We start from the raw sequence: 20459 nt of genomic DNA on the forward strand, positions 1-20459 counted from the left end.
CGGACAAGTGAGGCCAATGGCCGATTTCTATCCCATCCTGGCGCGCGCGATCGCCGGGCTGCCCGACAAGTCGCCCGAGGCGCGCCGCGCGGTCTATGACCGCGCCAAGGCCGCCCTGGTCGCGCAGCTGCGCAGCCTCGACCCGCCGGTGGGCGAGGCCGAGATCATGCGCGAGCGCCTGGCGCTCGACGAGGCCGTCGCCCGGGTCGAGGTCGATTACGAAGGCGGCGAGGCCGAACGCCCCGCGACGACGACGATCCGCCCGGCGCCGGAGAGCGCTGCCGCGCCATTGGCGCCCGCTCCCGGACCATTGCCGCCGGCGGAGACGCTGCGCGACGAGACCGATCCCGAGCGGCCCCGCTTCGACGATGAGCCGGGCGAGCTGCCCGAACCCGTCGACACGCAGCCGGTCCGCCCGCGCGTCGCGCCGCCGCGCGAGCGGCGCGTCGATCCCGGCCATATCCGGACCGCCATCGTCGGCGGCGGCGTCGCCATCGCGGTCGCGGCGATCGCAGGTGCTGCCTATTACGTCAACAAGATCAAGCCGCCCGAGGTCGCGCAGCGTCCGCGCGTCGAGACCTCGGCCCAGCCTGCCCAGCCCGACGCCGCCGGCAAGCTCGGCGACCGCATCGGCGAAGGCGGCGCGACCGCTCCGGTGCAGCAGCCGCGCACGAACCCCAATACGGGCACGCCGGCCGCCCAGCCGCCGGCCGGCAGCGAGGTCGCGGTCGCCCAGCGCGCCATCCTCTATACCGAGGTGCCCGAGAACCCGCAGCAGCCGCAGGCCGTCAACGGCCGGGTCTTCTGGCGGCTCGACAGCGAGAGCGCCGGCCAGGGCCGCCCGGTCGAGACCATCGTGCGCGCCACGATCGAGGTGCCCGATGCCGGCCTCTCGCTCGATTTCACCATCCGCCGCAACACCGACAGCGCCTTTCCCGCCTCGCATATCATCGGCCTGCGCTTCACCCGTACCGGCGACGCCACGACCGACGCGATCCGCGAGGTTGGCGTGCCGCAGTTCAAGGCCGACGAGAACGAGCGCGGCGCGCCGCTCTCGGCGATCAGCTCGGCGCTCGGCGACAATCTCTTCGTCTCCGCCCTGTCGAACAACCCGGTCGAGATCGACCGCAATATCGACCTGATGCAGAACCGGAACTGGGTCGACATCCCGGTTCGTTTCGCGTCGGGCCGGCGCGGCATCATCACCTTCGAGAAGGGCGTCTCCGGCAACCAGACGCTCGCCGACGCGCTCGGGCGCTGGCGCTAGGCGCCCGCCTATCGTCAGCCGTAGCTGACACGCGCTGTCAGCACGGCCGGCAGCACGGCTTCCCTCCTTCGTCTGTGGTGCTAAGCGAGAAGCGCAGCACCGTTGAAGGGAGACCACGCAGATGGACCAGGCTCCGTTGTTCGAGCGGCTGTGGAACGGCAGCGCGCAAATGGAGGAATGGACCGAGGCGGTCTCAGTCGGCGCCATCACCTCCGTCGCCGAGAACGTGATCACGGTCCACACGACCTATTTCTGCGGCAGCGTCACCGTCATCCGCACGGCCGCCGGTCTCGTCTTCATCGACACCGCCAAGCCCGACACCGCCGACCAGACCCTTGCCACTGTCCGGGGCTGGGACGACGGCCCTATCCACACCGTGATCTACACCCACGGCCATATCGACCATACGAGCGGCATCAGGGCCATCGACGACGAGGCCGATGCGCGCGGCGTGCCCAGGCCCAGGATCATCGCGCATCGCAACGTGCTGCGCCGGATGGAGCGCTACGAAGCGTCCCACGGCTTCAACAGCATCGTGCAGGGCCAGCAGTTCAACAAGCCGGGCTATGTCTACCCGATCGGGCAACGGCGCCCGGACGAGGTCTATGACGACACCCTGTCGCTCACGATCGGCGGCGAACAGATCGAGCTCTTCCATGGCCGTGGCGAAACGGACGATGCGAGCTTCGTCTGGCTGCCGGAGCGCCGCATCCTGGCGAGCGGAGACTTCGTCATCTGGGTCTTCCCCAATGCGGGCAACCCGCGGAAGGTCCAGCGCCATGTCCCGGACTGGGCCGCTGCGCTGCGCCGGATGGAGCAGCTGAAGCCTGGGGTCCTGATTCCCGGCCACGGCCCGGTGATTTTTGGCGAAGCCCGGGCGGCCCAGGTGCTGCGCGACGGCGCCGAGGCGCTCGAGCACCTGACGAACCGGACGCTGGACTTGATGAACCGGGGCGCGACGCTCGACGAGGTGCTGCACGCCGTCAAGGTGCCCGCCGGCTATCTGGCGAAACCCTATCTGCTGCCGAAATACGACGACCCGGAATTCCTCGTTCGCGGCATCTACCACCTCTATGGCGGGTGGTTCGACGGCAATCCCGCGCATCTCAAGCCGGCGAGAACCGCAGAGCTGGCGGCCGAGCTGGCGCAGCTCGCAGGCGGGGCGGATAAGCTGGCCGAGCGCGCGGCGACCCTTGCCGCGGCCGGCCAGACCCGCCTTGCCGCTCATCTCATCGAATTCGCCAGCGCCGCGGCGCCGGAGGCCCGGCAGATCCAGGCCATTCGCGCGCGCGTCCTGCAGGGATGCATCGAGGCCGAGAGCTCGCTGATGGGCAAGGCCTTCCTCGCCGTCTATCAGCGCGACGCGGAGCAGCGCGCGAAGGCGACGGATCAGGCGTAGGCGACCCACCCCCGCCAGGTGAAGGCCGCATAGAACAGGGTGATGTCGGAGAACCCGGCCTCGCGCAGGATCGCCTCGTCATGCTCGGGACTGAGCAGGTCAAGATGCGCCTCGACCGCTGCGCGGGCATGCGCGGCGTGATCGCGCTCGGCGCCGGACGCGACCGCGAAGGCCGCGTAGCGCGACAGCCAGGGCCCGCGCTCGCCATCATCCTGCGGAAAGCTCGAATGCGCAGCCACGAAAGGCGCGCCCGGCTTGAGGCGGCGGCGGATCTCCATCGCCGTGCGCCGGCGCATCTCGGGCGCCATGAAATGCAGGGTCAGAAGGCAGGTGGCGGCATCGAACGGCCCCTCCGGCGCATCCTCTATATAGCCCTCGTGCAGGCGCACGCGCCCGGCCGACGGTCCGAGCGTCCGCTCCGCCAGCTTCAGCATTTCGGGAGCCGGGTCGACGCCGTCGAATGTCCAGCCCGGCTGGGCCGCGGCGAAGGCCTTCAGCTCCAGGCCGCCGCCAGCCCCGAGGACGAGCACGCGCGCGTCCTCGGATGCGCGCTCCGCAAGCAGGATGGCGCTCATCCGATGCAGGTCCGCGAAGCCTGGCACGAAGCGCGGCGGCCCTTCGGCATAGCGGGCCACGGCATCTGGGTTGGAGAATGGAGCCAGCATTGCGCTCACGAGATTCGCTCCAGCGGGTCCGGGCCTGACAGGCTCAGGGCGACCCGGCTGCCGCCGATGATGATGGCGTCATGACGCATGAATGCTCTCCAGATCGTGGCTGCCGCCCCGGGCAACGAGGCGGGCATGGAAATCGGCGCTCAGCCGGGCCAGCGTCACTTCGCCGAAGCGCGCCAGCAGCAGGGCCTCGGCCTCGCCGAACGCCTGGTCGAGGGCAGCATTCACCGTCTGCTCGACGAGGCAGCCCGGCGCCTCCGTCCGGTTCCCCATGGCCAGGAGCGATGGCGAGCCGAGCGCCGTGTAGATGTCGCGCAGGCTCACCTGCGACAGGTCGCAGGTCAGCTCCCAGCCCCCGCCATGGCCCTTTTCGGAGCGGACATAGCCCTGGTCGCGCAGCCCGGCCATGATCCTGCGGATCACCACCGGATTGGTCGCCATCGCCCGGGCCAATAGCTCGGAGGTCACGGGGCGGCGTTGCTCCGCCATATGCAGCAGCACATGGAGCACGCCCGACAATCTGCTGTCTCGTCTCATGCAACTTCATATGTTGCGTGATGAGGCGAAGGTCAAGTGGGACGCGCGCCGATTGGATCGAGGTTGGAATGACGGCATCGCGCCGATAATTCGTCATTGACGGCTAGTGCCCGCCGCTAGCTCCGCCGCGCCGCGGCGAACCGCGCCGCCGCCCGGAGCATCGCCGCCTCCGCGCCGAAGGCCGACAGCGCCGCGATCGCCTCGTCGCGCAATCTGTCGCGCTCGCGCTTGGCGCCGTCGAGCCCGAGCGCGCCGATCAGCGTCGCCTTGCCCTTGTCGCTGTCCTTGGCCGTCGCCTTGCCCATCTGATCGGCGCTGGCCTCGACATCGAGGATGTCGTCGGCGACCTGGAAGGTCGCGCCCACCGCCCTGCCATAGCGCCCGAGCGCCGCCAGCGCCGCCGCATCGGCCCCGCCGAGCCGTGCGCCGATCTCGACGCTCGCGGCCAGCAAGGCGCCGGTCTTCATCGCCTGCAGGCGGCGGATATCGGCTTCGGCCAGCGCCCGCGGCGCGGTCTCGAAGCGGCCTTCCGCGGCAAGGTCGAGCATCTGGCCGCCGACCATGCCGCCGAGGCCCGAAGCCCGCGCCAGGCAGAGCACCAGCGACGCCCGCACCGCGCCCGATTCATGCGTCGCCGGATCGGCCAACACCTCGAAGGCCAGCGCCTGCAAGGCGTCGCCGGCCAGGATCGCGGTCGCCTCGTCGAAGGCCTTGTGCACGGTCGGACGGCCGCGGCGCAGGTCGTCATCATCCATCGAGGGCAGGTCGTCATGGACCAGCGAGTAGCAATGCAGCAATTCGACGCCCGCACCCGCCCGCAGCGCCTGCGCCTCGTCCACAGCGAACAGCCGCGCCGTCTCGATCGTGAGGAAGGGCCGCAGCCGCTTGCCGCCGCCGAGCGCGCCATGCCGCATGGCAGCGAGAAGGCGCTCGGGCCGCGCGATCTCGCCCGCCCGCGGCTCCAGCGCGAGGAGATCCGCCAGCAGGGCCTCGATCGCGTCGGCGGTCTGCGCCAGCCTTGCCGGCAAGGCCTCGTTCGTCCCGAAGGCGTCGTTCGTCTCGGCGGAACTCATGCGCGGATCTCGCGTTCGCAACTCCGGCGGGGCTTGCCGGAGCGGGGCGGGATCGTCAAGTTGCGGGGGCATGGCGATTTTAGCGGGTTCCGGGCGGGCGAGACGACGAGGCATGTTCGGCACCCTGCGGCTCTGGTGCCTGCGCATCCTCCTCGTTCTCACGGTCGCTCTGGTGCTCGGGCTCGCGCTCTACCGATTCGTGCCCGCGCCTTCGACCCTGATGATCGGGCGCTGGCTCACTTTGCAGCCGGTCGACCGGCAATGGGTGCCGCTCGAACGGATATCGCCTTCGCTGATCCGCGCCGTGATCGCGGCCGAGGATCAGCGCTTCTGCAGCCATGCCGGGGTCGACTGGGTCGAGCTCGGCAGCGTCCTCGATGATGAGGACGGGCCGAGCCGGGGCGCCTCGACGCTGACCATGCAGACCGCCAAGAACGTTTTTCTCTGGCCGGGGCGCTCCTATTTGCGCAAGGCGCTGGAGATTCCGGTTGCCGTCGCCATCGACCTCGTCTGGCCCAAGCAGCGCATCATCGAGGTCTATCTCAACGTCGCCGAATGGGGCGACGGGCTCTATGGCGCCGAGGCCGCGGCGCAGCGCTATTTCCGCAAGCCGGCGGCGCGCCTGACCGGCGCCGAGGCCGCGAGACTGGCGGGCGCCCTGCCCAACCCGATCCTGCGCAATCCCGCCCGGCCGAGCCGCGCCCTGCAAGCGGCCTCGGGCCGCGTGCAGCGACGCATGGGGCAGCTCGGGCCGCTGGGCGATTGCGCCGTTCCTGGCCGCGATGCCGGCTAGTTGGCCGGAACCGGGCAGCTCATGTCGCCTTCCTTGCAGGCCAGATAGGCCTTGAAATCCGCGATCCGCTTGGTCGTCAGGCCCTCCGCACAGTTCGAATAGACCATCGGATAGGCGCTGCCGCCGGCGACGCCCGATGTCGAGAACTTGCATTCGGCGTCGCGGAAGGCGACCCAGCCCCGCTGGGCCGCGACGAGCAGGTTCCTGGTATCGGCATCGTCCTTGAGGCGCTGCTCGATCTGCTTGTAGAGCGCATTGAGCTGCGCATCGGCCTTGCTGTGGGATTTGCCGGCGCATTCGGTCATCGTCGCCTGGTCCATGGCCTTGGCGCAGTCTTCGGCCCTGGCCCCGGCGGCGGGGATCATCGCCATCGCGAGAAGTGGAATCAGCAAGCGCATGGGGTCTCTCCTGGCAATCGTCCCGGCCCCATTGAAAGCCGGACGGGCGCAAGTGCCAAGCCTCCGCTTGCCGGGGCAGGAGAATTCGACCTTCAGATATGCTAGGCACTAGCCAGCGTGCGCCTGAGCGTGTATGGACAACGCCTCACGAGATTGATCCGTCGTCGTGGCGGTGGCGTGGCCCTGCGGCCTGCGCTTCCGGGCGGCGGCACGATGGAGAGTAGAATGGCCGTTCCGAAGAGAAAGACTTCGCCGTCGAAGCGCGGCATGCGCCGCTCGGCCGACGCGCTGAAGCAGCCGACCTATATCGAGGACAAGAACTCCGGCGAACTGCGCCGCCCGCATCATGTCGACCTGAAGAGCGGCATGTATCGTGGCCGCCAGGTGCTGAAGGCCAAGGCTGAGGCCTGAGCCTTCCGCCACGTGCCTGAACGTTTGAAGCCGGCCGCGAGGCCGGCTTTTTCTTTGTCCGGAGCCGCTCGTTTCAATCCAGCCCTCATCCTGAGGAGCGATCGCAGATCGCGTCTCCTTAGGATGAGGGCTCGTAAATCGTCAAGCGATGAGGCGCTCCACGCGCACGGTGCGCTGGGCCGCCGCCCGGTAGCGCCCCGCCGCCGCCTGCGGCGTCTCGCGGTCGCGCCCGGCAAAAAGGCCGATCCCGGCATGGCTGGCTGCGATCTGGATCAGCAGCATCGCCGGCATGGCGGGCCCGTCGCCGCTCCGGAACCGATCGTCTTTCATGTCCCGCCCCGATACGCAAAAGTTGCATCGGGGTGGATTCTGCAAGCGCCCTGCCGCGCCTTAACCCTGCGTTAACCGCAAAACCTGCATCGTTTCGAGACACGTCCCGATTCCCTCCGGCCAGGACGGCTGGGTGCCGCAAGGCGCCGCGCGGCCTGTGCAGTCTCAAGGCCCCCGCACGATGCCCGCGCCATCGATCCTGAGCTCCCGCGACGACACCATTGTCGACCCGCGCAGCCTGCTCTCCTCGATCGGCGAAGTGGTCTATAGCTGGGACATCGCCAGCGACGGCCTGACATGGGGTCCCAACGCGGCCGAGGTCCTCGGCGCCATTCCGGACGCGGCGATGAGTCGCGGCCTCGCCTTCGCCGGCCTGGTCGAGCCCGGCAGCGGCCGCAGCCGTTATGACGCGATCTTCTCATCCGGCGGCCAGGATCACGGCGAGGGCGTCGTCTACCGCACGCGCTATGCCGCCGATCTCGGCGGCCGCAAGATGTGGATCGAGGATGCCGGGCGCTGGTTCGTCGGCATCGACGGCCACCCGGCCAGCGCCCGCGGCGTCCTGCGGCTCGAGCGAAGCGTCGGCCCCGACGAGCTCGGCGTTCAGAATCGCGACGTCTGCGACCGGTCCTCGCTGGTCGAGCGGCTGGAAACGGTCCTCCAGGAGCATCTGCCGGCCGAGCGCCCGGTGGTCGTCCTGGTCGCCGCGATCGACGAGCTGGCGCGTCTCAACGACGATTTCGGCCATGAGGCGACCGACGAGATCATCGGCGTCGTCCAGGAGCGGCTGCGCTCGGTGATGCGCCGGCGCGACCATCTCGTCCGCTATTCCGGCAACCGCTTCGCCATCCTTTTGACCGGCTGCCCGCAGAACCAGGTCGAGGCCGCGGCCAGGCGCTTCATCAAGGCCGTGGCGCAAGCGGCGATCGAGACGGCGCGTGGCATCGCCCTGGCGCGCCTGCGCGTCGGCGCGGCGGTCGCGCCGGAATTGTCGCGCCATGCCGGCGCGCTGGTCTCCGCCGCCGAGAACGCGCTCGCCGGCGCCAAGGCCGGGGCGGTCGATTCGGCCGTCATCGCCCGCCATCGCGAGATCCGCGAGCCGTCATCCGACCAGCAGGGCTTCGACATCCAGGCCATCGCCGCGCTGAACGAACGCCGCGTCACGCTGGCGCTGCAGCCGGTGGTGCGGGCGAAATCGCGGGAGGTCGCCTTCCACGAGGCGCTGCTGCGCGTCGGCCACGGCCCGGAAGGTCTGTTCTTCGCCGCGGCCGAGCTCGTCCCCCTGCTCGAACGGCGCGGCCTCGTGCGGCTGTTCGACCATCGCGTGCTCGAGCTCGCCGTCGACATGCTGGCGGCCGACCCCGGCATGACCCTGTCGATCAACGTCTCGCCGCGCTCGCTCGGCGATCCGGAATGGCTCGACGCCTTCATGGCCTGCACGCGCCAGTTCGGCGGCCTCGCGGGGCGGCTCGTCGTCGAGGTCACCGAGACGGCGACGATCGACGATCCGGCGCGCGTCGCCCGCCTGCTCACCCGGCTCAAGGACCAGGGCGCGCGCATCGCCATCGACGATTTCGGCGCCGGGCACACCTCGCTCCGGCACCTGCGCGCCTTCCCGATCGACATCCTGAAGCTCGACGGCGCCTTCACGCAGAACCTGCGGCGCTCGACCGACGACCGCTTCTATGTCCGCACCCTGATCGACCTCGCCCGCCACCTGATGGTCGAGACGGTAGCGGAATGGGTCGACGACGAATTGCAGGCCAACATGCTCTGCGACTGGGGCGTGACCTATCTGCAGGGCCATCTCGTCGGAAAGGCCGAGCTGTGGCGGCCGGACGAAGGGCCGCTGCGCGCCGCCGGTTGAGGAGCGAGCCGCGTCATTCTCGGGCGGAGCCCTCGGGTCCGACCTTCGGTCGGCCCAAGGATAAACTCCGCGCAGACCCGAGAATCTCCTGCAAGCGATGCTCGGGTCTTCGCCCGAGCATGACGCCATGCCTCACTTGGTCTTGGCGAGCTTGTCCAGCCTCTCGCGCATCTCGGAAAGCTCGCGCTTCAGGTCGCCGAGCTCGTCGCTCTTGGCGGCGGGAGCGGGCGGATCCTCCGGCTTGGCCTTGGCGGCCGCCGCGGCGGCGAACGGATTGAACAGCCGGAACGCCTCGGTGAACATCGCCATGTTGGCGCGCGTCTGCGCCTGGATCGCGTCCATCGCGCCGCCGCCACCGAAGGCGCCGCCCGTGAAGGCCTTGCCCATCATCTCGCGGAACTGGTTCTGCTCCTTCGTCAGATTCTCCATGGAGAATTCGAGATAGCGCGGCACCAGCGCCTGCATGCTATCGCCGTAGAAGCGGATGAGCTGGCGCAGGACGGTGATCGGCAGCAGGTTCTGGCCGTCCTTGCTCTCTTCGTCGAAGATGATCTGCGCAAGCACCGAGCGCGTGATGTCCTCGCCTGACTTGGCGTCATAGACCACGAAATCTTCGCCGCCACGCACCAGACCGGCCAGGTCTTCCAGGGTGACGTAGGAGCTGGTTCCCGTGTGGTACAGCCGGCGATTGGCGTATTTCTTGATGACTGTCGGTTCTTTTTCGCTGGCCATCATGTCCTGCATACGTTGGTCCGCGCCTGACCTTTCAAGCCCGCACGGAACGATCCTCTAATCCCGACGATAACCTGTCGGTCGGTTGCTGCAAGTTTTTTGAGCCCGCTGCGGAAGGTCGAGCCTGAACCGAAGCTGAACGCCCGGCTTGCAGTGCCGCTCTGATGCAACCTGCCGGGATCGCGGCGGTTCCGTCTCCCCCACTCGCATGGCTTGACGCGGCCGCGGCGGGCTTCGAAGGTGGATCGGAAACCGGCCGGTCCGACCCTGGCGGACGGCACGATAACAGCGAGGAATTTCCATGGCTGATACGGACATCGTCATCGTCGCCGCGGCGCGGACCGCGGTCGGCGCTTTCAACGGCGCCTTCGCCAACACCCCGGCCCATGACCTCGGCGCCACCGCGATCAAGGAAGCGCTCGCGCGCGCCAAGGTCGAGGGCGGCGAGGTCGACGAGGTCATCATGGGCCAGATCCTGACCGCCGGTCAGGGCCAGAACCCGGCCCGCCAGGCCGCGATGAAGGCGGGCGTGCCGCAGGAGGCGACCTCCTGGGGCCTGAACCAGCTCTGCGGCTCCGGCCTGCGCGCCGTCGCCATCGGCCTGCAGCAGATCGCCAATGGCGACGCCGACATCATCGTCGCCGGCGGCCAGGAATCGATGTCGATGGCGCAGCACGCCGCGCATCTGCGCAACGGCACCAAGATGGGCGACACCAAGTTCATCGACACGATGATCAAGGACGGGCTCTGGGACGCCTTCCACGGCTACCATATGGGCACCACCGCCGAGAACGTCGCGACCAAGTGGCAGCTCACCCGCGAGGACCAGGACAGGTTCGCCGTCGGCTCCCAGAACAAGGCCGAGGCCGCGCAGAAGGCCGGCAGGTTCAAGGACGAGATCGTCCCCTTCACCGTCTCGACCCGCAAGGGCGACATCGTCGTCGATGCCGACGAATATCCCCGCCACGGCGCGACGCTGGAGGCCATGGCCAAGCTCAGGCCCGCCTTCTCCAAGGAAGGCACGGTGACCGCCGGCAACGCGTCCGGCCTCAATGACGGCGCCGCGGCGCTCGTGCTGATGACCGCCAAGGAGGCGGCCAAGCGCGGCCTCACCCCGCTCGCCCGCATTGCGTCCTGGGCGACCGCCGGCGTCGATCCGGCGATCATGGGCTCGGGCCCGATCCCGGCGACGCGCAAGGCGCTCGAGAAGGCCGGCTGGAAGATCGGCGATCTCGAGCTGGTTGAGGCCAACGAGGCCTTCGCGGCCCAGGCGCTCGCGGTCAATAAGGATCTCGGCTGGGATCCCGGCATCGTCAACGTCAATGGCGGTGCGATCGCGATCGGCCACCCGATCGGCGCCTCGGGCGCGCGCGTGCTGGTCACCCTGCTGCACGAGATGGCCAAGCGCGACGCCAAGAAGGGCCTCGCCACGCTCTGCATCGGCGGCGGCATGGGCGTCGCCATGGCGGTGGAGCGCTAGGCGCCGCCATGGCCAGGCAGACGACGCTCTACCGCTATCTCACGGGCCCCGATGACGCGTCCTTCTGTCATCGGGTCTCGGAGGCTTTGAGCAAGGGCTGGGTGCTGTACGGGCACCCGACCCTGACCTTCGATGCCAAGGAGCAGCGCGTCGTCTGCGGCCAGGCGATCATCAAGGACGTGGACGGGCCCTATTCGCCCGAGCTGAAATTGTCGGAACAATAGTCTCAGAAAATCAAAACCGAGGGGAGACGACGAGATGGCGAAGGTCGCGTTGGTGACGGGGGGAACGAGGGGTATCGGCGCGGCGATCAGCCGGGCACTACAGGAGGCCGGCCATACGGTCGCGGCCAGCTATGCCGGCAATGACGAGGCCGCCGCCAAATTCAAGGCCGAGACCGGCATCCCGGTCTATAAATGGGATGTCGGCGACTACGACGCCTGCACCGCGGGCATCGCCAAGGTCGAAGCCGAGAACGGGCCGGTCGACATCCTGGTCAACAATGCCGGCATCACCAAGGACGGCTTCTTCCACAAGATGAGCAAGGACCAGTGGTCCGCCGTCATCCGCACCAATCTCGACTCGCTCTTCAACATGACGCGGCCGGTGATCGAGGGCATGCGCGCCCGCTCCTTCGGCCGCATCATCGTGATCTCCTCGATCAACGGCCAGAAGGGCCAGATGGGCCAGGTCAACTACTCCGCCGCCAAGGCCGGCGATATCGGCTTCGTCAAGGCGCTGGCCCAGGAGAACGCCAACAAGGGCATCACCGTCAACGCGATCACGCCGGGCTATATCGGCACCGACATGGTCGCCGCGATGCCGGAAGAGGCGCTGAAGCGCGTCGTCGCCGGCATCCCGACCGGCCGTCTCGGCAAGCCCGAGGAGATCGCCCAGATGGTCGTCTTCCTCGCCTCCGACCATGGCGCCTTCGCGACGGGCGCGACCTTCGCTGTCAATGGCGGACAGTATATGGCGTGAGCCTCGGGTCGCGACGCGCGCGGAAGCCGGCTCAGGCAGCGGCGACGCCGAAACGGCGCCGGTAATCCGCCGGCGCGAGCCCGGTGATGCGCTGGAACAGCTTGCGGAAGGCCGAGGCATCCTCATAGCCGACATCCCACGCGATCTGCGCGATCGGGCGGCGGCTGAGTTCGAGTGCCTCGCGCGCCTTGGCGATCCTGATCTGCTGCGCGTACTCGGTCGGGCGCAGACCGGTCGCCTTGCGGAAACGGCGCAGGAAGGTCCGCTCCTCCAGAGCCGCACGCCTGGCCAGCGCCGGCACGCCATGATCCTTGCCGCCCGTCGCCTGCAGCCAGTGCTGGGCCTTCAGGATCGCCTCGTCGCCATGGGATAGCCGCGGCACGAAGCGGCCATAGGGCTGCTGCGTTCGTCCGGGCGGATCGATCAGCAGGAAGCGCGCGGTCTCCAGCATGACGCTCGGCCCGAGCAACCGCTCGACCAGCGTCAGGCCGAGATCGGTCCAGGCCAGGATGCCGCCGGCCGTGATGATGTCGCCGTCGTCGATCACCATCCGGTCGGTATCGATCCGGATCGCCGGGAAGCGCTTGGCCAGCGCCTCGGCGAAGGCCCAGTGGGTCGTCGCCTCGCGCCCGGTCAGCAGGCCCGTATCGCCGAGCAGGAAGGCCCCCGCACAGACCGAGCAGAGCGTGCTGCCCTGCGCATGCCTTTCGCTCAGCCAGGTCGCGAAGGCAGGCATCGGCTGCATCCTCCCGGGCATGACCAGGCTCGGCGGCGCGATCAGGTAGCTCGGCTTGTGATCGTGGCGCGGGTGGCTGTCGAAGACGCATTCGACGCCGGTGCCGTCCAGCGTCTGTCGCCAGTGGCTGACGCGCAGCGACGGCGCGTCCGGCTCGCCGGTCGCCTCGCTCATCTCGCCGGCGATCCGGAACAGGTCGGTGAGGCCGTAGACGGCCGCGAGCTGCACATCGGGATAGAGCAGCAGCCCGATCTCCGCGACAATCCTTTCGCCCTTCGTCATTGTGTCAGTTCTGCCCCGCAGATTGTCGGTTGCGCCGAGCGGCAGCATGCGACGGCCGGCTTACAAACGTCCATATCGAAGGGCGACGATCCTGCCGCCCGAACACTGAAAGAGGACGGCCATGAGCACGATCACCACCAAGGACGGCACCGAGATCTTCTACAAGGACTGGGGTCCGAAGGACGCGCAGCCGATCGTCTTCCATCACGGCTGGCCGCTCAGCGCCGACGACTGGGACAACCAGATGCTGTTCTTCCTCGATCGCGGCTACCGGGTCATTGCGCATGACCGGCGCGGCCATGGCCGTTCGAGCCAGACCGCGACCGGCAACGAGATGGATACCTATGCCGCCGACGTCGCCGAGCTCGCCGCCAAGCTCGACCTCAGGAACGCGGTCCATATCGGCCATTCGACCGGCGGCGGCGAGGTGGCGCATTACGTCGCGCGCGCCGAGCCCGGCCGTGTCGCCAAGGCGGTGCTGATCGGCGCGGTGCCGCCGATCATGGTGAAGTCGGAGAAGAACCCGGGCGGCCTGCCGATCGAGGTGTTCGACGGTTTCCGCGCCGCGCTCGTCGCCAACCGCGCCCAGTTCTATATCGATGTCCCCGCCGGGCCGTTCTACGGCTTCAACCGCGCGGGCGCGAAGGTCTCGCAGGGCGTGATCGACAACTGGTGGCGCCAGGGCATGATGGGCGGCGCCAAGGCGCATTACGACTGCATCAAGGCCTTCTCGGAGACCGACTTCACCGAGGATTTGAAGCGGATCGAGGTCCCGGTGCTGGTGATGCATGGCGACGACGACCAGATCGTGCCCTATGCCGACTCGGCGCCTCTTTCCGCCAAGCTGCTCAGGAACGGCACGCTCAAGACCTATAAGGGCCTGCCGCATGGGTTGTGCACCACCCATCCCGAGATCGTCAATCCGGACCTTCTCGCCTTCATCAAGGGCTGATCCGGCCAGCGCGCGCTCTTGATGTGAGCCGGATTCACCGATCAGATTGCGTTGCAATCTGATCGCTACGCGCTCAGCGCGAGCGCGCGCCCTTCGGCAGCAGGAAGGTCAGGAGGCCGAGCGCCGGCAGCCAGGCGCAGAGCCTGAACACCTCGATGATGCCGATCCGGTCGGCCAGCGCGCCGATCGCGGCCGCCGCGATGCCGCCCAGCCCGAAGGCGAGCCCGTAGAACAGGCCGCCGACCAGGCCGACCCGGTGCGGCACGAGATCGATCGCGTAGATCAGGATCGACGAGAAGGCGCTCGACAGCACCAGGCTGATCACGACGCTGAGCACGCCGGTCCAGAACAGATCGGCCATCGGCAGCATCAGCGCGAAGGGCAGCGTGCCCAGGATCGAGAGCCAGATCACCCGGTCGCGGCCGATCCGGTCGCCGATCATGCCGCCGATGATGACTCCGATCGCCCCGACGAAGAGGAACAGGAACAGCATCACCTGCGAGAGCTGCACGCTCACCCCGAAGCGCTCGATCAGGTAGAAGGTGTAATAGGAGGTGAAGGCCGCCTGATAGGCGTTCTTCGAGAGCAGCAGCACGACCAGGATCGCCATGGCGAAGAGCACGCTGCCGCGCGGCAGGCCGTGCCGGGCGACATCCTCATGCGCGCCGGGGTCCGACACCTGGCTGCGCCGGAACGCGGCATAGCGCGACGCCGTCCAGGCCATCAGCGCCATGGCGATGACGACGACGATCGAGAACCAGACGAGGCTCGCCTGGCCGCGCGGCACGACGACGGCCGCCGCCAGCAGCGGGCCGGTCGCGTAGCCGGCATGCCCGCCGACCTGGAAGACGCCCTGCGCCAGTCCCTGCCGGCCGGCCGCGGCATGGCGCGCCATCCGCGTCGCCTCGGGATGGAACACCGCCGAGCCCAGCCCGACCAGCCCAGCGGCGACCAGGACCATCTCGTAGCTGCCGGCATAGGACAGCAGGACGAGGCCGAGCAGCGTCGCGCCCATGCCGGCCACCATCGCATAGGGCCAGGGCTTGCGGTCGGTGAGGTAGCCGAGGATCGGCTGCAGCAGCGACGAGGTGACCTGGAAGGCGAGCGTGATGAAGCCGATCTGGACGAAGTCGAGCTGATACGCCTCCTTGATCAGCGGATAGATCGCCGGGATCATCGACTGGACGAGGTCGTTGAGCAGATGCGCGAGGCTGAGCGCAGCCAGGACCGGCATCAAGGGGCGCCGGGTCGGCACGGAGAGCGGGATCGAGGTCATGCCAGACGCATGCTCCCGGCAGGCCCGCTGGTCAATATTTGGGCAACGCTCGGCACGCATGCCGGCCATAGCCGGGACGCCGGCCCTCATGGGCAGCGGCAACGGCGCATGCTATCGCGGCCGGCTCCAGCCTTCGGTGTCCGCGCGGCCATGACCTCCCGTTCAGCAACCCTCATCGGCTCCGGCGCCATCCTGCTCTGGTCGACGCTGGCGCTCTTCACCGCCATGTCGGGCCAGGTGCCGCCGTTCCAGCTCGTCGGCATGACCTTCGTCATCGGCGGCCTGCTGATCCTCGCCATCACCGCCGCGCGCGGGCAGTTGCGCCGGGCGCGGCCGACCTGGGGCTCCTTCGCGCTCGGGCTCTACGGCCCCTTCGGCGACACGGCGCTCTATTACGCCGCGGTCAAGACCGCGCCGCCGGCCGAGGCCAACCTGATCCATTATCTCTGGCCGCTGCTGATCGTGCTCTTCGCGGCGCTGCTGCCCGGCGGCCGGCTCAAGCCGCGCCATCTCGTCGGCGCGCTGATCGGCTTGGCCGCGACCGCGCTCCTGGTCTCCGGCGGCCTGGGAACCGGCACGGGCCTGTCGCTCGGGCATCTCCTGGCGGCGGCCGGCGCCGTGGTCTGGGCGAGCTATTCGGTGCTCTCGCGCCGGTTCTCCGCCGTGCCCTCCGAGAGCCTGGGCGTCACGATGCTCGGCTGCGCCCTCGCCGCCTTCGCCTGCCACGGCGCCTTCGAGACCACGCACTGGTCGCTGACCGGAACGGAATGGACCGGGGCGCTGGGGCTCGGCCTCGGCTCGATCGGGCTCGCCTTCATCTGCTGGGACATCGGCATGAAGCGCGGCGATATCGCCCTGCTCGGCGTCGCCTCCTATGCCGCGCCGGTGCTCTCGACCATCGTGCTCGTCGTCGCCGGCTATGCCGCGGCGAGCTGGCTGCTGGCGATGTCCTGCGCGCTGATTATGGCGGGCGCTCTGGTGGCGAGTGGGATGAGCCCCATACCCAAAACAGGCGCGTCGAGATAGCGCGCCACCTTCTCCCCTCGGGGGAGAAGGTGGCGCGGCAAAGCCGAGTCGGATGAGGGAAGTCCTCTGCCGAAACGAGAAAAGGGCCGCTGCCCGACCCTTCCCTCATCCGACTCACTGCGTTCGGCACCTTCTCCCCCGAGGGGAGAAGGGAATCAGTTCCGCCTGAGCAGGCGCTCGAGATAGTCGAGCTCCTCCATCGGCCGGGACGGGTCGCCGAGCCGGCGGCGGAGTTCTTCCAGGATGCGCCGCGCCCGCTGCGTCGCGCTTTCGTCGGCGCCTGGGACGCGCACGCGCCCGTCGGCCCAGTCGCGCTGGCGCTGCGGCCGCCCGAGCGGGTCCTCGCGGGCGCGCTGCTGCGCCGACGGCCGGCCGGACGGTTGCCCGTCGGGCTCGCCGAAGGCGCCCTCGGTGCCGTCGCCTTCGCCGGGCTCGCCCTGCATCTGCTGCGCCAGGTTCTGGCCGCCGCGGCGCAGCGCGTCGAGCGCCCGCCCCTGCGAATCGAGCGCGCCTTCGCCCTGGCCCTGGCCGAGCTGGCCTTCCGCCTCGCGCATCGCATCTTCTGCTTCGCCGAGTTCGCCCGAATTGGGCGCGCCCATGCCGCGCATCCGTCGCTGCAGCTCCTCCAGCCGCTCGCGCAGGGCCTGCTGGCGCTGGGAGAGGCCCTGCCCCTGGCCTTGACCCTGCCCCTCGGCGTTCTGGCCGTCCTCGCCCTCGCCGTCCTCGCCCTCCTGGCCCGGCTGCTGCTGGCCGCGCTGACCGCGTTGGCCCTGCTGCCCCTGCTGGCGCTGGCCCTGTCCCGGCCGCGCCTGCTGCTGGCCCGGCCGGCGACCCTGGGCCCGGTTCTGGCGCTGCTGCTCCTGCTGGTAGGTCTCGTCGCGCAGGCCCTGCTGGTCGCGCGTCATCCGGTCGAGATCGCCGAGCGCCCGGTTCATCTCGTTCTGGCGCGGGTCCTGCTGGCCCGGGCGCGCCATCTGGAGGTTGTTGAGGAGGTTGTTCAGCTCCTCCATCAGCCGCTGTGCCTCGGCCATGTCACCGCGCTTCGACAATTCCTCGATGCGGTTGAGCATGTTCTGCAGGTCGCGCGGCGTCACCGAGCGGAAATTCTCGGGCAGCTGCGCCTGGTTCTGCTCGCTGTTCTGCTGCTGGCGCTGCATCTGCTGGGCGAGCTCGCGCATGAAGCGGTCGAGCGCGCGCCGCATGTCCTCGGTGAGCTTGCGGATATCCTCCTCCGAAGCGCCGCGCTCCAGCGCCTGCTGCAGGTTCTCCTGCGCCGCGCGCAGGGCGCGCTCGGCATCGGAGAGATCGCCATCCTCGAGCTGCAGCGCCATCGCCCACATCAGCTCGGCGACCTCGCGCAGCTGGTCGTCATTGGCGGCGGTACGCAGCCGCTCTCCGATCAGGCGCATGCCGAGATAGACGCCGGTCTCCTTCATGAAGGTCTCGGGCTCGATCAGCAGCGCGTCCATCGCGAGCTGCACCTTCTGGCGCGTGTCGATATCCATGACGAGCTTGCGCCGCTGCTCGACCAGCGCCTTGGCCAGCGGCTTGGTGAAGGTGCGCTGCGGCAGCACGACCTCGATGGTCTCGCTGCGACCCTCCTGGCCGGCCTCGTCGCGCGCGGCGAGCGCCATCCTGACCTTGGCGCCGGCCCAGGGATGGGCCGAGAAATCGACGGTGCTCTTCAGCTCCTCGTCGCCGGACGGCGACGACGGCACGGTGAGCGGCTGCTTCGGCGGCTCGACGAGCGAACGGCCGCCCGAAGGCGGCCCGCTGCGCGAGACGATGACCTCGGCCGAGGCGATGCCGTAATCGTCCTTGGCGCGATAGGTCAGGCCGAGCCCGCCCTGCACGCCGCTGACCGGCTTGGGCGGCTCGACGAAGCTGATCCGCGGCGGCTGGTCGGCGACGGCGGTGATGGTGAGCGTCTGATGCGGCGCGCCGCTGCCGGTGATCCGGAGCGTGCCGTTGCCGGTGAGCGTATAGCGCTTTTCCGTCACCGCGACCGCGCCGGGCTCGGCCGGCCTGGCGTCCTTGGCCTCGGGCGGCGGCAGGACGTCGAGCCGGCCCGTGGTGGCGACGTCCATGCCGCTCTTGCCGGCGATGCGCACCACCACCGTCGACTTCTCGGGCGCGGTGAACTGGGTGCCCGGCAAATGGGCGAAATCGATCAGGATCGGCGGCAGCCGCGTATAGGCCGGCGGGTCGATCCAGGCGTCGATCCTGACCGCCGCGGCCGGCGCGGACGGTCCCCGCCAGTCGAAGGCGGCAAAGACGCGCGGCCCGGCCTCGTGACCGGCGACGAAGAGCGCGGTGATCGCCGCGAGCAGCGGAATCGCACGCAGCGCGAAACGGTCGCGCATCGCCATGAACGGGCGCGGCGCCGCCACCTTGAGTCCGGCGACCTGCGCGCTCTGGCGCTCGACATGCAGCTTCCACAGGGCCTGCGAGACCGGATCGCCCGTGCCGACCGCGAGACTGTCCTCGAGCGCCGAGGCGGGGCGATGCGCGCCCTGCAACGACTGGTCGAGCCGGGTCAGCGCGTCGCGCCGCGTCGGCAGAGGGGTGCGGGCCACATGCCAGAAGCTGGCAGCAAGCGCGGCCGCGAAAACGGCGACGCCGATGGCGCGTCCTTGCCAGGGCAGATGCGTCCACAGCCCGAGCCAGGACAAGGCGAGGAAGGTGAGGAGGATGCCGGTCGGCAGCCAGAGCCGGGGCCAGAGGCGCTCCCAGGCGAGCGAGACGCGCGAGGCCGCAGCCAACCTCCCGAGCCGCCGGCGGATGGTCCCGATCGGATCAAGCGCCGTGCGGCGCTGCGCCTCATTCATGCCGTCGCTCCGAGCCGCCCCCGCGCTGCCGAACCTCGCTCCATGCCTCACGCTAGCACGTGAATGTGGCAAGGCCAGAGCAGCAGGCCGCAACCCACAGCCCGCTCAGCGTTTCGTGAACGCCGATCAGGCGAGCCAGGGCGGTGCACGATCCGTGCCGATGAGCTCCTCATAGCTCTGGCGCGGGCGCGTCACCGCGTATTGCGCGCCCTTCACCAGCACTTCGGCCACCAGCAGGCGCTGGTTATAGGTCGAGGACATGCTGGCGCCATAGGCTCCGGCGGTCATGAAGGCGACGAGGTCGTCGGGCCTCAGCTCCGGGAGGACGCGGCCGGTCGTGAAGGTGTCGCCCGATTCGCAGATCGGCCCGACCACGTCATAGGCGATGCTGCGCGCCTCCGCGGCCGGCTCGGCTACCGGCCAGATCTCGTGATAGGCCTCGTACATGGCGGGCCGCACGAGGTCGTTCATCGCCGCGTCGACGATGAGGAACTGCTTGCTCGGGCGCGGGTTGAGATGCACCACCCGCGTCATCAGGATGCCGGCATTGCCGACGATGAGCCGCCCGGGCTCGAAGCCGAGCTCGACATCGAGACCCTTCGTGACGCGCGCGACCATCGCGGCATAGTCCTCGATCAGCTCCGGACCGTGATCGACGGCCTTCGCCATCTCGTAGGGGATGCCGAGCCCGCCGCCGAGATCGAGCCGGTCGACGCGGTGGCCCTCGTCGCGCAGGCTGCCGACCAGCCCCGCCATCTTGGCATAGGCGGCCTCGAAAGCCGCGATGTCCTGGATCTGGCTGCCGATATGGACCGCGAGCCCCATCATCCTGACGCCCGGCAGGTTGGCCGCGCGCGCATAGAGCCGGCTCGCCTCCTCGAAGGAGACGCCGAATTTGTTGGCGGCCGAGCCGGTCGTGATCTTGGCATGGCCGCCGGCGCCGATATCGGGGTTGACGCGGAACACCGCCTCCTGGCGCTTGCCGAGCCTGGCCGCGACCTTCGAGAGCAGGTCGAGTTCGCCCTCGGTCTCGATATTGATCTGGTAGATGCCGGCTTCGACCGCGAAGGCGAGCTCGCTCTCGCTCTTGCCGACACCGGAGAAGACGATCTTGTCCGGGGCGAAGCCGGCTGCCAGCGCCTTGCGGACCTCGCCTTCGGAAACCGTGTCGCAGCCGGCGCCGAGCGCGGCCAGCGTCTTCAGCACGCCGAGATTGCCGTTCGCCTTCATCGCATAGAAGACATGCGGCGCCGGCCGGGCCGGATCGATCCCGGCCATCGCCTGCGCGAACAGCCGATAATGCCGCTCGATCGTCGCGGAGGAATAGACATAGACCGGCGTGCCGACCTCGGCCGCGATCCGGCGCAGGTCGACATCCTCGGCGAAGAGCGCGCCGTCGCGATAGGCGAAATGATGCATC

At 69.2% G+C, this 20459-nt stretch carries 20 protein-coding genes; 10 read left to right on the forward strand and 10 right to left on the reverse strand.

Translation table 11 applies throughout. From position 1 onward, the window contains the following. The first annotated feature begins 16 nt into the window (after positions 1-16). Together ACTIF2_RS15240 and ACTIF2_RS15245 are read left to right on the forward strand one after the other, a co-directional pair. On the forward strand, positions 17-1267 hold the full coding sequence (locus ACTIF2_RS15240; RefSeq protein WP_439497936.1) for a histidine kinase: 1251 nt from the start codon (positions 17-19) through the stop codon (positions 1265-1267). A 121-nt stretch (positions 1268-1388) separates the two neighbouring features. Next, a complete protein-coding gene (locus ACTIF2_RS15245; RefSeq protein ID WP_439497937.1) occupies positions 1389-2666 on the forward strand; it encodes an alkyl sulfatase dimerization domain-containing protein in 1278 nt (425 codons plus the stop codon). Here the strand turns inward: ACTIF2_RS15245 and ACTIF2_RS15250 are convergent. The 3 genes from ACTIF2_RS15250 to ACTIF2_RS15260 form a co-directional block, all read right to left on the reverse strand. Beyond that, positions 2657-3331: a class I SAM-dependent methyltransferase gene (locus tag ACTIF2_RS15250; RefSeq protein ID WP_439498057.1), complete on the reverse strand. Its 675-nt coding sequence runs from the start codon at positions 3329-3331 to the stop codon at positions 2657-2659. The two genes, ACTIF2_RS15245 and ACTIF2_RS15250, sit on opposite strands and share 10 nt — an antisense overlap. Positions 3332-3409: 78 nt before the next feature. Next, positions 3410-3874 (reverse strand): Rrf2 family transcriptional regulator, encoded by a 465-nt coding sequence (locus tag ACTIF2_RS15255; RefSeq protein ID WP_439497938.1) that lies wholly within the window; start codon positions 3872-3874, stop codon positions 3410-3412. Positions 3875-3990: 116 nt separating this feature from the next. Then, the gene (locus tag ACTIF2_RS15260) at positions 3991-4947 is read right to left on the reverse strand and encodes a polyprenyl synthetase family protein (RefSeq protein ID WP_439497939.1); all 957 of its coding nucleotides are present in this window, start codon (positions 4945-4947) and stop codon (positions 3991-3993) included. A 112-nt stretch (positions 4948-5059) separates the two neighbouring features. Between ACTIF2_RS15260 and mtgA the strand changes: the two genes are divergently transcribed. Further along, entirely contained in the window at positions 5060-5740 is a 681-nt protein-coding gene (gene mtgA, locus ACTIF2_RS15265; protein WP_439497940.1) for a monofunctional biosynthetic peptidoglycan transglycosylase, read from the forward strand. Here the strand turns inward: mtgA and ACTIF2_RS15270 are convergent. After that, positions 5737-6138, reverse strand: a complete 402-nt coding sequence (locus tag ACTIF2_RS15270) for a lysozyme inhibitor LprI family protein (protein ID WP_439497941.1) — start codon at positions 6136-6138, stop codon at positions 5737-5739. The genes mtgA and ACTIF2_RS15270 overlap by 4 nt on opposite strands. A 225-nt stretch (positions 6139-6363) precedes the next feature. On the opposite strand from ACTIF2_RS15270, the gene rpmF reads away from it, so the two are divergent. After that, positions 6364-6549 (forward strand): 50S ribosomal protein L32, encoded by a 186-nt coding sequence (gene rpmF / locus ACTIF2_RS15275; RefSeq protein WP_439497942.1) that lies wholly within the window; start codon positions 6364-6366, stop codon positions 6547-6549. 141 nt (positions 6550-6690) lie between these two features. Here the strand turns inward: rpmF and ACTIF2_RS15280 are convergent, their stop codons facing one another. Then, positions 6691-6879, reverse strand: coding sequence for a hypothetical protein (locus ACTIF2_RS15280; protein ID WP_439497943.1), 189 nt, complete (start codon positions 6877-6879; stop codon positions 6691-6693). A gap of 181 nt (positions 6880-7060) precedes the next feature. On the opposite strand from ACTIF2_RS15280, the gene ACTIF2_RS15285 reads away from it, so the two are divergent. Then, entirely contained in the window at positions 7061-8746 is a 1686-nt protein-coding gene (locus ACTIF2_RS15285) for an EAL domain-containing protein (RefSeq protein WP_439497944.1), read from the forward strand. 132 nt (positions 8747-8878) lie between these two features. Here the strand turns inward: ACTIF2_RS15285 and phaR are convergent, their stop codons facing one another. After that, positions 8879-9490: a polyhydroxyalkanoate synthesis repressor PhaR gene (gene phaR / locus ACTIF2_RS15290; protein ID WP_439497945.1), complete on the reverse strand. Its 612-nt coding sequence runs from the start codon at positions 9488-9490 to the stop codon at positions 8879-8881. 289 nt (positions 9491-9779) lie between these two features. On the opposite strand from phaR, the gene ACTIF2_RS15295 reads away from it, so the two are divergent. The 3 genes from ACTIF2_RS15295 to phbB are packed head-to-tail and all read left to right on the forward strand — an operon-like array spanning position 9780 to position 11939. Then, positions 9780-10958 carry an acetyl-CoA C-acetyltransferase gene (locus ACTIF2_RS15295; protein WP_439497946.1) on the forward strand — a complete coding sequence of 393 codons (1179 nt, stop codon included), beginning with the start codon at positions 9780-9782 and terminating at the stop codon, positions 10956-10958. Positions 10959-10966: 8 nt separating this feature from the next. Further along, positions 10967-11182 (forward strand): DUF1737 domain-containing protein, encoded by a 216-nt coding sequence (locus tag ACTIF2_RS15300; protein WP_439497947.1) that lies wholly within the window; start codon positions 10967-10969, stop codon positions 11180-11182. 34 nt (positions 11183-11216) lie between these two features. Beyond that, positions 11217-11939 carry an acetoacetyl-CoA reductase gene (gene phbB, locus ACTIF2_RS15305; protein ID WP_439497948.1) on the forward strand — a complete coding sequence of 241 codons (723 nt, stop codon included), beginning with the start codon at positions 11217-11219 and terminating at the stop codon, positions 11937-11939. Positions 11940-11970: 31 nt separating this feature from the next. On the opposite strand, the gene ACTIF2_RS15310 is transcribed toward phbB, so the two are convergent. Next, positions 11971-12957 carry a GlxA family transcriptional regulator gene (locus tag ACTIF2_RS15310; protein ID WP_439497949.1) on the reverse strand — a complete coding sequence of 329 codons (987 nt, stop codon included), beginning with the start codon at positions 12955-12957 and terminating at the stop codon, positions 11971-11973. A 121-nt stretch (positions 12958-13078) separates the two neighbouring features. On the opposite strand from ACTIF2_RS15310, the gene ACTIF2_RS15315 reads away from it, so the two are divergent. Next, positions 13079-13909 (forward strand): alpha/beta fold hydrolase, encoded by an 831-nt coding sequence (locus tag ACTIF2_RS15315; RefSeq protein ID WP_439497950.1) that lies wholly within the window; start codon positions 13079-13081, stop codon positions 13907-13909. Between the two features lie 73 nt (positions 13910-13982). Here the strand turns inward: ACTIF2_RS15315 and ACTIF2_RS15320 are convergent, their stop codons facing one another. Next, on the reverse strand, positions 13983-15185 hold the full coding sequence (locus tag ACTIF2_RS15320) for an MFS transporter (RefSeq protein WP_439497951.1): 1203 nt from the start codon (positions 15183-15185) through the stop codon (positions 13983-13985). Between the two features lie 150 nt (positions 15186-15335). Here ACTIF2_RS15320 and yddG point away from each other — a divergent pair, with 150 nt between their 5' ends. Continuing rightward, positions 15336-16211, forward strand: a complete 876-nt coding sequence (gene yddG, locus ACTIF2_RS15325; RefSeq protein ID WP_439497952.1) for an aromatic amino acid exporter YddG — start codon at positions 15336-15338, stop codon at positions 16209-16211. A 155-nt stretch (positions 16212-16366) separates the two neighbouring features. On the opposite strand, the gene ACTIF2_RS15330 is transcribed toward yddG, so the two are convergent. Continuing rightward, entirely contained in the window at positions 16367-19039 is a 2673-nt protein-coding gene (locus ACTIF2_RS15330; RefSeq protein ID WP_439497953.1) for a TIGR02302 family protein, read from the reverse strand. 126 nt (positions 19040-19165) lie between these two features. After that, on the reverse strand, positions 19166-20458 hold the full coding sequence (lysA, locus tag ACTIF2_RS15335) for a diaminopimelate decarboxylase (RefSeq protein WP_439497954.1): 1293 nt from the start codon (positions 20456-20458) through the stop codon (positions 19166-19168). Between the last annotated feature and the right edge of the window lies 1 nt (position 20459).

Origin of the sequence: Allobosea sp. (assembly GCF_051860145.1) — a bacterium.
Lineage (GTDB): Bacteria > Pseudomonadota > Alphaproteobacteria > Rhizobiales > Beijerinckiaceae > Allobosea.

Excerpts from the sequence above, each read along its gene's own strand:
- ACTIF2_RS15280 (WP_439497943.1), bottom strand. The coding sequence starts at position 6,879 with ATGAAAGACGATCGGTTCCGGAGCGGCGACGGGCCCGCCATGCCGGCG.
- ACTIF2_RS15295 (WP_439497946.1), top strand. The coding sequence starts at position 9,780 with ATGGCTGATACGGACATCGTCATCGTCGCCGCGGCGCGGACCGCGGTC.
- ACTIF2_RS15315 (WP_439497950.1), top strand. The coding sequence starts at position 13,079 with ATGAGCACGATCACCACCAAGGACGGCACCGAGATCTTCTACAAGGAC.
- ACTIF2_RS15255 (WP_439497938.1), bottom strand. The coding sequence starts at position 3,874 with ATGAGACGAGACAGCAGATTGTCGGGCGTGCTCCATGTGCTGCTGCAT.
- ACTIF2_RS15310 (WP_439497949.1), bottom strand. The coding sequence starts at position 12,957 with ATGACGAAGGGCGAAAGGATTGTCGCGGAGATCGGGCTGCTGCTCTAT.
- yddG (WP_439497952.1), top strand. The coding sequence starts at position 15,336 with ATGACCTCCCGTTCAGCAACCCTCATCGGCTCCGGCGCCATCCTGCTC.
- ACTIF2_RS15260 (WP_439497939.1), bottom strand. The coding sequence starts at position 4,947 with ATGAGTTCCGCCGAGACGAACGACGCCTTCGGGACGAACGAGGCCTTG.
- mtgA (WP_439497940.1), top strand. The coding sequence starts at position 5,060 with ATGTTCGGCACCCTGCGGCTCTGGTGCCTGCGCATCCTCCTCGTTCTC.
- lysA (WP_439497954.1), bottom strand. The coding sequence starts at position 20,458 with ATGCATCATTTCGCCTATCGCGACGGCGCGCTCTTCGCCGAGGATGTC.
- ACTIF2_RS15245 (WP_439497937.1), top strand. The coding sequence starts at position 1,389 with ATGGACCAGGCTCCGTTGTTCGAGCGGCTGTGGAACGGCAGCGCGCAA.
- phaR (WP_439497945.1), bottom strand. The coding sequence starts at position 9,490 with ATGCAGGACATGATGGCCAGCGAAAAAGAACCGACAGTCATCAAGAAA.
- phbB (WP_439497948.1), top strand. The coding sequence starts at position 11,217 with ATGGCGAAGGTCGCGTTGGTGACGGGGGGAACGAGGGGTATCGGCGCG.
- ACTIF2_RS15250 (WP_439498057.1), bottom strand. The coding sequence starts at position 3,331 with ATGCTGGCTCCATTCTCCAACCCAGATGCCGTGGCCCGCTATGCCGAA.
- ACTIF2_RS15285 (WP_439497944.1), top strand. The coding sequence starts at position 7,061 with ATGCCCGCGCCATCGATCCTGAGCTCCCGCGACGACACCATTGTCGAC.
- ACTIF2_RS15330 (WP_439497953.1), bottom strand. The coding sequence starts at position 19,039 with ATGAATGAGGCGCAGCGCCGCACGGCGCTTGATCCGATCGGGACCATC.
- rpmF (WP_439497942.1), top strand. The coding sequence starts at position 6,364 with ATGGCCGTTCCGAAGAGAAAGACTTCGCCGTCGAAGCGCGGCATGCGC.
- ACTIF2_RS15320 (WP_439497951.1), bottom strand. The coding sequence starts at position 15,185 with ATGACCTCGATCCCGCTCTCCGTGCCGACCCGGCGCCCCTTGATGCCG.
- ACTIF2_RS15300 (WP_439497947.1), top strand. The coding sequence starts at position 10,967 with ATGGCCAGGCAGACGACGCTCTACCGCTATCTCACGGGCCCCGATGAC.
- ACTIF2_RS15240 (WP_439497936.1), top strand. The coding sequence starts at position 17 with ATGGCCGATTTCTATCCCATCCTGGCGCGCGCGATCGCCGGGCTGCCC.
- ACTIF2_RS15270 (WP_439497941.1), bottom strand. The coding sequence starts at position 6,138 with ATGCGCTTGCTGATTCCACTTCTCGCGATGGCGATGATCCCCGCCGCC.